The sequence below is a fragment of the Variovorax sp. KK3 genome (assembly GCF_001984055.1).
GTDB lineage: Bacteria > Pseudomonadota > Gammaproteobacteria > Burkholderiales > Burkholderiaceae_C > Variovorax.
In genome coordinates, this window is sequence record NZ_LYVO01000006.1 from 48,653 (window position 1) to 61,076 (window position 12,424).

The 12,424-nt window shown below is 65.1% G+C and carries 13 protein-coding genes; all 13 read left to right on the plus strand.

Features of this window, described 5'->3' with window-relative positions; genetic code table 11:
- The first annotated feature begins 157 nt into the window (after positions 1-157).
- Positions 158-652: an ATP synthase subunit I gene (locus tag B0W80_RS04710; RefSeq protein WP_076997950.1), complete on the plus strand. Its 495-nt coding sequence runs from the start codon at positions 158-160 to the stop codon at positions 650-652.
- Between the two features lie 14 nt (positions 653-666).
- On the plus strand, positions 667-1,524 hold the full coding sequence (atpB, locus tag B0W80_RS04715; protein WP_076997951.1) for a F0F1 ATP synthase subunit A: 858 nt from the start codon (positions 667-669) through the stop codon (positions 1,522-1,524).
- 96 nt (positions 1,525-1,620) lie between these two features.
- On the plus strand, positions 1,621-1,884 hold the full coding sequence (gene atpE, locus B0W80_RS04720) for a F0F1 ATP synthase subunit C (RefSeq protein ID WP_007830191.1): 264 nt from the start codon (positions 1,621-1,623) through the stop codon (positions 1,882-1,884).
- 79 nt (positions 1,885-1,963) lie between these two features.
- Positions 1,964-2,434, plus strand: coding sequence for a F0F1 ATP synthase subunit B (locus tag B0W80_RS04725; protein WP_076997952.1), 471 nt, complete (start codon positions 1,964-1,966; stop codon positions 2,432-2,434).
- 9 nt (positions 2,435-2,443) lie between these two features.
- Positions 2,444-2,974, plus strand: a complete 531-nt coding sequence (locus B0W80_RS04730) for a F0F1 ATP synthase subunit delta (protein WP_076997953.1) — start codon at positions 2,444-2,446, stop codon at positions 2,972-2,974.
- A 36-nt stretch (positions 2,975-3,010) separates the two neighbouring features.
- Entirely contained in the window at positions 3,011-4,564 is a 1,554-nt protein-coding gene (gene atpA / locus B0W80_RS04735) for a F0F1 ATP synthase subunit alpha (RefSeq protein WP_076997954.1), read from the plus strand.
- A gap of 19 nt (positions 4,565-4,583) precedes the next feature.
- On the plus strand, positions 4,584-5,459 hold the full coding sequence (gene atpG / locus B0W80_RS04740; RefSeq protein ID WP_076997955.1) for a F0F1 ATP synthase subunit gamma: 876 nt from the start codon (positions 4,584-4,586) through the stop codon (positions 5,457-5,459).
- A 58-nt stretch (positions 5,460-5,517) separates the two neighbouring features.
- The gene (gene atpD / locus B0W80_RS04745; protein WP_076998035.1) at positions 5,518-6,933 is read left to right on the plus strand and encodes a F0F1 ATP synthase subunit beta; all 1,416 of its coding nucleotides are present in this window, start codon (positions 5,518-5,520) and stop codon (positions 6,931-6,933) included.
- Positions 6,934-6,954: 21 nt separating this feature from the next.
- Entirely contained in the window at positions 6,955-7,374 is a 420-nt protein-coding gene (locus tag B0W80_RS04750) for a F0F1 ATP synthase subunit epsilon (RefSeq protein ID WP_076997956.1), read from the plus strand.
- 217 nt (positions 7,375-7,591) lie between these two features.
- Entirely contained in the window at positions 7,592-8,761 is a 1,170-nt protein-coding gene (locus B0W80_RS04755; protein WP_076998036.1) for an ROK family protein, read from the plus strand.
- Positions 8,758-10,260 carry a sugar ABC transporter ATP-binding protein gene (locus tag B0W80_RS04760; RefSeq protein ID WP_076997957.1) on the plus strand — a complete coding sequence of 501 codons (1,503 nt, stop codon included), beginning with the start codon at positions 8,758-8,760 and terminating at the stop codon, positions 10,258-10,260. Before B0W80_RS04755 ends, B0W80_RS04760 begins: the two co-directional genes overlap by 4 nt.
- On the plus strand, positions 10,229-11,254 hold the full coding sequence (locus B0W80_RS04765) for an ABC transporter permease (protein WP_076997958.1): 1,026 nt from the start codon (positions 10,229-10,231) through the stop codon (positions 11,252-11,254). The genes B0W80_RS04760 and B0W80_RS04765 overlap by 32 nt, the downstream gene beginning before the upstream one ends.
- Positions 11,255-11,396: 142 nt before the next feature.
- Positions 11,397-12,359: a substrate-binding domain-containing protein gene (locus B0W80_RS04770; protein WP_076997959.1), complete on the plus strand. Its 963-nt coding sequence runs from the start codon at positions 11,397-11,399 to the stop codon at positions 12,357-12,359.
- Positions 12,360-12,424 lie beyond the last annotated feature (65 nt).

The following is a 12,424-nucleotide window of genomic DNA, read 5'->3' on the forward strand; positions in this document are numbered from 1 at the left end:
TGGGGGCTCGAACGGGCTTTCCAACACGCGGGCCTTGGCCCGTTCGATGACCGGGTGTTGTCGAACCTGACCGGAAGCTGGCGGAGTGCCGTGGGTTTCTACTTATAATCAGCGGCTTTGTGAAAATTCTGGGTCGTCATCGGGGCTTCATTACGATATGAAAACAATGGCCCGCGATGAGAATGTCCGCCAAGAAGATGATTGGGGCGGGCAGGATCCAGATGTCGACTTCAAGCCGCTGAATGCCGAAGAAGCGCAGCGGCTGCGCGAACGGAAGCCGCTGATCTCGCCCTGGCGCGTGATCGCGATCCAGATCGTTGCAGGGGTGCTGGTGGCGTTGGTCGCCTGGGCCCTGTCGGGTAAGCAGAGTGTGGGATGGTCCGCCGGCTACGGCGCACTGGCGGTGGTCATTCCCGCCGCGGTGTTCGCAAGAGGGCTGACCGGGAGATTTTCTTCGTTGAATGCGGGCACCGCGGTGCTCGGGTTCTTCTTGTGGGAATTGGTGAAGCTGGTCTTGTCGGTGGCGATGTTGCTCGCCGCGCCGAGACTGGTTGCGGAACTGAGCTGGCCAGCCATGCTGATCGGCCTGGTAGTGACAATGAAAGCGGCGTGGGTGGCAGTGATGCTGAAGCCCAACGCCCCTAAACCTTAGAGATGAGTGAACGGATGGCTGCTGAAAACGCTGCGGAACATGGTCAGACCGCTGGTGAATACATCGTTCACCACTTGACCCATCTTCAAAGCTCCAAGCCGGCAGGTGTTGCCGACTTCTCGGTTTTCAACTACGACTCCATCTTCTTCGCAGTCTTGCTCGGTGTGCTGGGTTGCTGGCTGCTGTGGCTCGGCGCTCGCAAGGCGACCTCGGGCGTGCCGGGTCGCTTCCAGGCCGCGGTGGAAATTCTGGTCGAGGTGGTCGACCAGCAAGCCAAGGGCATCGTCCACAACGCGACCAGCCGCAAGTTCGTCGCCCCGCTGGCACTCACCGTCTTCGTGTGGATCTTCATGCTCAACGCGATGGACCTGTTGCCGGTCGATCTGCTGCCCTGGATCTTCGGCCTGATCCACGGCGACCCGCACCACGCCTACCTGCGCGTCGTGCCCACCGCCGACCTGTCGGTCGCCATGGGCCTGTCGGTGGCAGTGCTGCTGATCTGCCTCTACTACAACGTCAAGATCAAGGGCATCGGTGGCTGGGTTCACGAGCTCTTCACCGCCCCCTTCGGCAACCACTGGGCGCTCTATCCCTTCAACTTTGCGATGCAGCTCATCGAGTTCATCGCCAAGACCGTGTCGCACGGCATGCGGCTGTTCGGCAACATGTACGCCGGCGAACTGATCTTCCTGCTGATCGCGCTGATGGGTGGGGCGTTCACGCTCTCGGCCACCGGCGTCCTGCTCGCGCTGGGCCACGTCATCGCCGGCACCGCTTGGGCCATCTTCCACATCCTGATCATCACCCTGCAGGCCTTCGTGTTCATGATGCTCACGCTCGTGTACGTCGGCCAGGCGCACGACGCACACTGATCGGATGCGGGTCGCTCGTTGATTGCACATTGATCGCGCACGTTTTTCTTTTTCGTCTTTCCCTTTTCTCTTCAACCAAAGTCCCTAGGAGTCATCATGGAAGTTATTAGCTTTGTCGCCCTGGCCGCCGGCCTGATCATCGGTCTCGGCGCTGTCGGTGCCTGTATCGGTATCGGCATCATGGGCAGCAAGTACCTCGAGTCGGCTGCCCGCCAACCCGAACTGATGGGTGAACTCCAGACCAAGATGTTCCTGCTGGCCGGCCTGATCGACGCGGCGTTCATCATCGGTACCGGTATCGCGCTGTGGTTCGCCACCGCCAACCCGTTCCTCGCGCAAATCGCGAACCTGCCGAAGTAATCGTCCGAGTCTTCTCGTCGAACCCTTGTCGTTTCCCAAGGAAGCGGCTTCGGATTCAATCCCACTGAGAGGGTGAAAAGTGAGCATTACCGGTACCCTGATCGTCCAGATGATCGTGTTCCTGATTCTTGTCGGGTTCACGATGAAGTACGTGTGGCCGCCGATCGCCAAGGCGCTGGACGAGCGTGCCCAGAAGATCGCCGACGGCCTGGCCGCCGCCGACAAGGCCAAAGCCGCGCTGTCCGAGGCGGACAAGCGGGTGGAAGTCGAACTGGGCAAGGCGCGCAACGAATCCGCGCAACGTCTTGCCGATGCCGAACGTCGTGCGCAGGCCATCGTTGAAGAGGCCAAGGCCCGCGCCACGGAAGAAGGCAGCAAGATCGTCGCAGCCGCCCGCGCCGAAGCCGAGCAGCAAGCCGTGAAGGCGCGCGAAGCCCTGCGCGAGCAGGTGGCCGTGCTGGCCGTCAAGGGCGCCGAGCAGATCCTGCGCAAGGAAGTGAATCCGGCCGTCCACGCCGATTTGCTGGCCCGCCTGCAGACCGAACTCTGACCCGACGCCATGGCTGAACTCGCGACCATCGCACGCCCCTACGCCGAAGCGCTGTTCAAGGCGTCCTCGTCGGATCTCGCCGGCGCCGGCGCCTGGCTCGAAAGAGTGGCGGCCATCGCCGCCAACCCCGAGCTGCAGCAGTTCGCCGACAACCCGAAGGCCACGCCCGACCAGGTGCTTGGCGTGATCGCCGGCGCCAACGGACAGGCGCTGCCCGCGCCCGCCAGCAACTTCCTGCTGGCGCTGCTCGAGAACGGCCGCTTCGCCGCGCTGCCCGAGATCGCTCGGCAGTTCCGCGCGCTCGCGAATGCGCAGAGCGGCTCGTCCGACGCCGTGGTCTACAGCGCCTTCCCGATCGATGCTGCCGCGCTCGGTGGCGTGTCCGCCGCGCTCGAAAAGCGCTTCGGCCGCAAGTTGCAGGTGAGCGTGCAGGAAGATCCGTCGCTCATCGGTGGCATCCGCGTGGTGGTCGGCGACGAGGTGCTCGACACCTCCGTCAAGGCTCGCCTCGAACAAATGAAAGTTGCGCTGGCAGCCTGAGGCCGCCAGCCCCCTCAACGAAAGAAGGAAAGAGTCATGCAACTCAATCCCGCAGAAATCTCCGAGCTGATCAAGAGCCGCATCGAGGGCCTGGGCGTCAGCGCGAACATCCGCAACGAAGGCACCGTGGTGTCGGTGACCGACGGCATCGTGCGCGTGCACGGCCTGTCGGACGCGATGCAGGGCGAAATGCTCGAGTTCCCGCCCACGGCGGACGGCACTCCTTCGTTCGGCCTGGCGCTGAACCTCGAGCGTGACTCGGTCGGCGCCGTGATCTTGGGCGAGTACGAGCACATCTCGGAAGGCGACACCGTCAAGTGCACGAGCCGCATCCTGGAAGTGCCGGTCGGCCCCGAACTCATCGGCCGCGTGGTCAATGCGCTGGGCCAGCCCATCGACGGCAAGGGTCCGGTCAACGCCAAGATGACGGACGTGATCGAAAAGGTCGCCCCGGGCGTGATCGCACGTAAGTCGGTCGACCAGCCGATGCAGACCGGCCTCAAGTCGATCGACTCGATGGTGCCGATCGGCCGCGGCCAGCGCGAGCTGATCATCGGCGACCGCCAGACCGGCAAGTCGGCCGTGGCGATCGACGCGATCATCAACCAGAAGGGTCAGAACATGACCTGCGTCTACGTCGCGATCGGCCAGAAGGCTTCGTCGATCAAGAACGTGGTGCGCGCGCTGGAACAGGCCGGTGCGATGGACTACACCATCGTGGTGGCGGCTTCTGCCTCCGAATCGGCGGCCATGCAATACGTGGCAGCGTACTCGGGCTGCACGATGGGCGAGTACTTCCGCGATCGCGGCCAGGACGCGCTGATCGTCTATGACGACCTCTCCAAGCAGGCCGTTGCCTACCGTCAGGTCTCGCTGCTGCTGCGCCGCCCGCCGGGCCGCGAAGCCTACCCCGGCGACGTGTTCTATCTCCACAGCCGCCTGCTGGAGCGCGCCGCCCGCGTGAACGCCGACTACGTCGAAGCCTTCACCAAGGGTGAAGTCAAGGGCAAGACCGGCTCGCTGACCGCACTGCCGATCATCGAAACGCAAGCGGGCGACGTGTCCGCCTTCGTGCCGACCAACGTGATCTCGATCACCGACGGCCAGATCTTCCTGGAAACCAGCCTGTTCAACGCCGGCATCCGTCCCGCCATCAACGCCGGTATCTCGGTGTCGCGCGTGGGCTCGTCGGCGCAGACCAAGGTCATCAAGGGCCTGTCGGGCGGTATTCGTACCGACCTCGCGCAGTACCGCGAGCTTGCGGCCTTCGCGCAGTTCGCTTCCGACCTCGACGAAGCCACCCGCAAGCAGCTCGACCGCGGTGCCCGCGTGACCGAACTGCTCAAGCAGGCACAGTACAGCCCGCTGTCCATCTCGCTGATGGGCGCGTCGCTGTTCGCCGTGAACAAGGGCTTCATGGACGACCTCGACGTCAAGCAGGTGCTGCCCTTCGAGCATGGCCTGCACCAGTTCCTGAAGTCCAGCCACGGCCCCCTGCTCGACAAGATCGAGCAAGCCAAGGCGCTCGACAAGGAATCCGAAGCCGAACTGACAGCAGCGATCACTTCCTTCAAGAAGTCCTTCGCCTGATCGAGAAGGAGTAGTCCCAATGGCAGCCGGCAAGGAAATCCGCGGCAAGATCAAATCGGTGGAGAACACCAAGAAGATCACCAAGGCGATGGAAATGGTGGCCGCGTCGAAGATGCGCAAGGCGCAGGAACGCATGCGTGCGGCCCGGCCCTACAGCGAGAAGATCCGCAACATCGCGGCCAACCTCGGCCAGGCGAACCCGGAGTACACCCACGCCTTCATGAAGGCCAACGAGGCCAAGGCCGTGGGCTTCATCGTGGTGACCACCGACAAGGGCCTGTGCGGCGGCATGAACACCAACGTGCTGCGTGCCGTGACCGCCAAGCTGCGCGAGCAGCAGCAGGCCGGCAATGCGATCGAGGCGGTGGCCATCGGCAACAAGGGCCTGGGCTTCCTCAACCGCATCGGCGCTCGCGTGGTGTCGCATGTCACCCAGCTGGGCGACAAGCCGCACCTCGACAAGCTGATCGGCCCCGTCAAGGTGCTGCTCGACGCGTATGCCGAAGGCAAACTCAGCGCGGTCTATCTCTGCTACACCAAGTTCATCAACACGATGCGCCAGGAGTCGGTGGTGGAGCAGCTGCTCCCGCAGGCGGCCGACTCTCTGAAGATGGAGAAGGGCCAGCACTCGTGGGACTACATCTACGAGCCCGATGCGCAGAGCGTGATCGACGAACTCCTGGTGCGCTATGTGGAGTCGCTGGCCTACCAGGCGGTGGCGGAAAACATGGCCTCGGAGCAGTCGGCGCGCATGGTCGCCATGAAGGCTGCCACGGACAACGCGGGCAACGTGATCGACGAACTCAAGCTGGTCTACAACAAGACCCGCCAGGCCGGTATCACCAAGGAGTTGTCGGAGATCGTGTCGGGCGCTGCGGCGGCCGCAGGCGTCTGAGCGCCCGTTCAATCGCTCGATCGACGACAACCAGATTCAATTTTTATCGGAGCAGATGATGGCTCAAGAAACAGCAGTGCAAGGCAAGATCGTTCAGTGCATCGGCGCCGTGGTCGACGTGGAATTCCCGCGCGACAAGATGCCCAAGGTGTACGACGCCCTGAAGTTCGAAGAAGGCGGCCTGACCCTCGAAGTGCAGCAGCAGCTCGGCGACGGCGTGGTGCGTACCATCGCGCTGGGCTCGTCCGACGGCCTGCGCCGCGGCATCGTGGTGACCAACACCGGTGCGCCGATCACGGTGCCCGTGGGCAAGGCCACGCTGGGCCGCATCATGGACGTGCTGGGTCGCCCGATCGACGAGCGCGGCGAAGTGGGCCAGGAGCTGACCGCCTCCATCCACCGCAAGGCACCCGTGTACGACGAGCTGTCGCCCTCGCAGGACTTGCTCGAAACCGGCATCAAGGTGATCGACCTGGTCTGCCCGTTCGCCAAGGGCGGCAAGGTGGGTCTGTTCGGCGGTGCCGGCGTGGGCAAGACCGTGAACATGATGGAGCTGATCAACAACATCGCCAAGGCGCACTCGGGCCTGTCGGTGTTCGCCGGCGTGGGTGAGCGCACCCGCGAAGGCAACGACTTCTATCACGAGATGGCCGACTCCGGCGTCGTGAACCTGGAGAAGCTCGAAGACTCCAAGGTCGCCATGGTCTACGGCCAGATGAACGAGCCCCCCGGCAACCGTCTGCGCGTGGCGTTGACCGGCCTGACCATCGCCGAGTCGTTCCGCGACGAAGGCCGCGACGTGCTGTTCTTCGTCGACAACATCTACCGCTACACGCTGGCCGGTACCGAAGTGTCCGCACTGCTGGGCCGCATGCCTTCCGCCGTGGGCTACCAGCCGACGTTGGCCGAGGAAATGGGCCGCCTGCAGGAGCGCATCACGTCAACCAAGGTCGGCTCGATCACCTCGATCCAGGCCGTGTACGTGCCGGCCGATGACTTGACCGACCCGTCGCCCGCCACGACCTTCGCCCACTTGGACTCCACCGTGGTGCTGTCGCGCGACATCGCTTCGCTGGGCATCTACCCCGCCGTGGACCCGCTGGACTCGACCTCGCGCCAGCTCGACCCGCACGTGGTCGGCGAAGAGCACTACAACGTGGCCCGCGCCGTGCAAGGCACGCTGCAGCGCTACAAGGAGTTGCGCGACATCATCGCCATTCTGGGCATGGACGAACTGGCCCCCGACGACAAGCTGGCCGTGGCCCGCGCCCGGAAGATCCAGCGCTTCCTGTCGCAACCCTTCCACGTGGCCGAAGTGTTCACGGGTTCGCCCGGCAAGTACGTGCCGCTGGCCGAAACCATTCGCGGCTTCAAGATGATCGTGAACGGCGAAGCCGACCACCTGCCGGAGCAGGCTTTCTACATGGTCGGCTCGATCGACGAAGCGTTCGAGAAAGCCAAGAAGGTCGCCTAAGGCGGCTGCACAGGAATCCAGATGGCAAACACCATTCACGTCGACGTGGTCAGTGCCGAGGAGTCCATCTTCTCGGGCGAGGCCAAGTTCGTCGCGCTGCCCGGTGAAGCCGGCGAGCTCGGCATCTTTCCGCGCCACACGCCGCTGATCACGCGCATCCGCCCCGGTGCCGTGCGCATCGAGACGGCCGACGGCAACGAGGAGTTCGTCTTCGTGGCCGGCGGCATCTTGGAAGTCCAACCGAACGCCGTCACCGTGTTGTCCGACACCGCCATTCGCGGCAAGGACCTCGACGAAGAGAAGGCGAACCAGTCCAAGGCGTCGGCCGAGGAAGCGCTGAAGAAAGCCAAGAGCGACATCGACATCGCGATGGCCCAGTCGGAACTTGCAGTGATGGCCGCGCAGATTGCGGCACTCCGGAAGTACCGCCAGAAGAAGTAAACAACTTCGCTTGGCAAAACAAGCCGCTTTCGAGCGGCTTTTTATATTTTCAGCATTGAATCGATTTGGCCTGATTCAGGCCGAAGTTAAGTCTTGTTCGGCTGAAGCAGGCCGCCTAGTATTCGCCTTCGCCCGGCGGCATTGTCCGGCCGGGCCATGACGAACAACGACGGAGACGAAACGCTTGGCACCCTGGAGCGGCCTCACTGCCGACGAAATGGCGCTGCTGGAAACCACCTTTTGGTCTGCCGGCGGTTCGCGCCACGCCATGGCGGAGCAGCTGAGCTTTTCCAAGAGCAAGGCCAACGCGCTGATCGCCGGCCTCGTGGATCAGGGCCTGCTGACCGAGGCGGGCCTGCAGCGCTCGTCCGGCGGGCGCCGCGCCGAGAACCTTCAATTGCACGGTGATCTGGGTGTGCTGATCGGGGTGGACATCGGCGCCACCAGCCTCGATGTCGCAGTGTTGAGGCCTGACCTCTCCGTGCTCGCGCACCATGCCGAAGCCGCCGACGTGCGTGAAGGCCCGGGCACCGTGCTCGCCCGGGTGCGCCGGCTCATGCACGAACTGCTCGCGCGCTGCGGCTTCGCGCCACGGCAGGTGATCGGCATCGGTATCGGCGTGCCGGGGCCGGTCAACTTCGAGATCGGCCAGTTGGTCAATCCGCCGCTGATGCCGGCCTGGGACAGTTTCTCCATTCGCGACTATCTGCGCGAGGACTACACGGCGCCCGTCTTCGTCGACAACGACGTCAACCTGATGGCGCTCGGCGAGCTCTGGCGCCTGAAGCGCACGCTCTCCAATTTCCTGGTGATCAAGGTCGGCACCGGCATCGGCTGCGGCATCGTCTGCCATGGCGAGGTGTACCGCGGCGCCGCCGGTTCGGCCGGCGACGTGGGCCACATCTGCGTCGACCAGGACGGGCCGCTGTGCCACTGCGGCAACGTGGGCTGCGTCGAGGCCATGGCGGCCGGGCCGGCCATCACGCGCATGGCGGTGCAGGCCGCCGAGGCCGGCGAGAGCAGTGCACTGGCCGAGCGCCTGCGCACCCAGGGCCGCATCGATGCGGTGGACGTGGGCCAGGCCAGCCGCGCGGGCGACGCCGCGGCCAACGCCATCGTGCAGAAGGCCGGCCAGCGCATCGGGCAGATGCTGGCTTCCATCGTCAATTTCTTCAATCCGTCGCACGTGTTCATCGGCGGCGGCATCACGCACATCGGGCCGCTCTTCCTGGCGGCGCTGCGGCAGAGCGTCTACCACCGCTCGCTGGCGCTGTCGACGCGGCATCTGGAAATTCAATACACACCGCTGGGCGCGCAGGCCGGCCTGGTGGGCGCGGGCGTGCTGGCGATGCATGAAACCCTCAAGGCGCGAGGTGTCGCACCATGAAGCCCGGCGTCGCTGTCGAATTCGACCAAGTCGTGAAGGCCTTCGGCCCCGTGCAGGTGCTGCACGGCGTGAGCTTCGGCCTGGAGCCCGGCCGCGTCTACGGCCTCCTCGGCGAAAACGGTGCCGGCAAGTCCACGCTGATGAAGATCCTCGCCGGCTACGAAGCGGCCACCGGCGGCGTCGTGCGCATCAACGCCGAGCCGCGGGTCTTCACGAGCTCGCGCGATGCCGAGGCGCTGGGCATCGTGCTGATCCACCAGGAGTTCAACCTGGCGGAAGACCTGAACGTCGCGCAGAACATCTTCCTCGGCCATGAAAAGAAGAAGGGCTGGTTGCTCGACGACGCCGCCATGGAGCGCGATGCCGCCGCCGCCCTCGCGCAGGTCGGCCTGAAGGTCGATCCCCGCACCCGCGTGCGCCGCCTGATCGTGGCCGAGAAGCAGCTCGTCGAAATCGCCAAGGCCGTCTCGCGCCATGCACGGCTCCTGATCATGGACGAGCCCACCGCAACGCTCACGCCCGGCGAAACCGAGCGCCTCTTCAAGCTCATCGCCCAGCTGCGCGCCGATGGCGTGACCATCGTCTACATCTCCCACAAGCTCGACGAGGTGGAGCGCGTGACCGACGAGGTCATCGTCATGCGCGACGGCCGCTTCGTCACCCGCGCACCCACCGCCGAACTCACGCGCCACCAGATGGCCAACCTGATGGTGGGTCGCGAACTGGCCGACCTTTATCCGCCGCGCGACCCGGTGCCGGCCGACGCGGCACCCGCGATGCAGGTGCGCGGATTCGACGTGCCGGGCTGGGCACAGGACGCGAGCTTCGAGGTGCGCCCCGGCGAAATCCTGGGCTTCGCGGGCTTGGTCGGCGCAGGTCGCACCGAGCTTTTCGAAGGCTTGCTGGGCCTGCGCCCCGGCAGCGGTAGCGTGACGATCGCGGGCCGCGCCGTCGCGCTGCGCAACCCGCGCGAGGCGGCCCGTCATGGCCTCACGTACCTGAGCGAAGACCGCAAGGGCAAGGGCCTGCACGTTCACCTGGGCCTGCGCCAGAACCTCACGCTGATGGCGCTCGACCGCTACGCCACGCCCTGGCTCAAGCCCGAATCGGAGCGCACGGCGCTGGCCGAGGCGGTGAAGGACTACGGCATCCGCACCGGCGACCTCGACGCGCGCGCCTCGTCGCTGTCGGGCGGCAATCAGCAGAAGCTCGCGCTGGCCAAGGTGCTGCAGCCTCGGCCGAAGGTCGTGGTGCTCGACGAGCCCACGCGCGGCGTCGACGTCGGCGCCAAGCGCGACATCTATTTCCTGATCCAGCGACTGGCACGCGAGGGGCTGGCCGTGGTCGTCGTCTCCTCCGAGTTGATGGAGCTGATCGGCCTGTGCCACCGCGTCGCGGTGATGCGTGCCGGCCGCTTCGTCGCGACGCTGAACGCTGAACATCTGACCGAAGAGGAACTGATTTCCCATGCCACCGGAACCGCAACAAGCCCCGCCTGACGCCGCCGGCGCCATGCACCGCAGCGAGTCCAAGCCGCGCTGGACCGAGCGCCTGCACGGCCTCGGCCCCGTCATCGGCCTGGTGCTGCTGTGCATCGCCGGCACGCTGCTCAACAGCGACTTCGCCACGCCCGACAACGTGATGAACGTGCTCACGCGCACGGCCTTCATCGGCATCATCGCGGTGGGCATGTGCTTCGTGATCATTTCGGGCGGCATCGACCTGTCGGTGGGCTCGATGGCGGCGCTGATCGCGGGCTGCGTGATCATGTTCATCAACGCCATGGGGCCGGCGCTGAGCTCGCCGCTGCTGGCGGTGGTGCTCGGTGCGGTGCTGGCGGTGGTGCTCGGCGCGGTCTTCGGCCTGGCGCACGGGCTGCTCATCACCAAGGGGCGCATCGAGCCTTTCATCGTCACGCTCGGCACGCTGGGCATCTTTCGCGCCTACCTGACCTACTTCGCCGACGGCGGTGCGCTTACGCTCGACAACGAGCTCTCCGACCTCTACGCGCCGGTCTACTACGCCAGCCTGTTGGGCATTCCGGTGCCGGTGTGGGTGTTCCTGGTGGTTGCCATCATCGGCGGGCTGATCCTCAACCGCACCGCCTACGGCCGCTATGTGCAGGCCATCGGCTCCAACGAGCAGGTCGCGCGCTATGCGGCGGTGGGCGTGGACGGCGTGAAGATCCTCACTTACGTGCTGCTGGGCGTGTGCGTCGGCATCGCGACGCTGCTCTACGTGCCGCGGCTGGGCTCGGCATCGCCCACCACCGGCCTGCTGTGGGAGCTGGAAGCCATCGCCGCGGTGATCGTCGGCGGCACCGCGCTCAAGGGCGGCGCCGGCAGCATCACCGGCACGGTCATCGGCGCGATCCTGCTGTCGGTCATCAGCAACATCCTCAACCTCACGAGCATCATCAGCGTGTACCTCAATGCCGCGGTGCAGGGCTTCGTGATCATCGTGGTCGCTTTCCTCCAGCGCGGAAGAAGATGACGGCCCCCCGGCTTCTCACTCGCTGCGCGCGTGTAACTCCACCCCCCAAGGGGGAGGCGCGGCTCGCCTTGGGGCGGCCCGGCGGCGGCCGCCTCGCCCACTTTTCCCGTCCAATCGTTTTTTCAACAAAGGAGACAGCAGCATGAACCTCATCACTCGACGCCTCGCCCTGACCGCGGTGGCAAGCGCCGCGCTCGCCGCAGGCCCGGCCCTTGCCGCCGACAAAGTGAACCTCGGCGTGTCCATCCCGGCCGCCACGCACAGCTTCATGGGCGGCATCAACTACTGGGCCAACCAGGCGAAGAAGGACCTGGAGAAGGAGCACAAGGACCTCAAGATCACGATCAAGACGGCCGCCAACGCGCCCGAGCAGGCCAACCAGCTGCAGGACTTGTCGACCGTGACCAAGATCAACGCACTGGTGATCTTCCCCTTCGAATCGGCCGCACTCACCAAGCCGGTGGCACAGGTCAAGGCCAAGGGCACCTACGTGACCGTGGTCGACCGCGGCCTCACCGACACCAGCGCGCAGGACGCGTACGTCGCCGGCGACAACACCGCCTTCGGCAAGATTCCGGCCGAATACATCGCGAAGAAGCTGGGCGGCAAGGGTGACGTGGTCGCGCTGCGCGGCATCGCGACCACGCTGGACAACGAGCGCATGGACGCTTTCAACGGCGTGCTGAAGAACTATCCCGACATCAAGCTGCTCGACGCCAAGTACGCCAACTGGAACCGCGACGATGCCTTCAAGGTCACGCAGGACTACCTGACGCGCTTCAAGAAGATCGACGCCATCTGGGCCGCCGACGACGACATGGCGGTGGGCGTGCTCAAGGCCATCGAGCAGGCCAAGCGTGACGACATCAAGATCGTCTTCGGCGGCGCGGGCGCCAAGGGCATGGTCAAGACCATCATCGACGGCAAGGACAAGCGCATCGATGCCGACGTGAGCTATTCGCCGAAGTTCATCTACGACGCGATCAAGCTCACGGCCGAGGCGCGGCTCAAGGGCGAGAAGCTGCCGGCGACGACCATCATTCCCTCGGTGCTCATCACCAAGGACAACGCCAAGGACTTCTACCACCCCAACTCGCCTTTCTAAGCTCTCCCCCAGGCTTCGCGCACTTCGTGTCGCTTTCGCCAACCCCCTTCCGGGGGCGACACCAG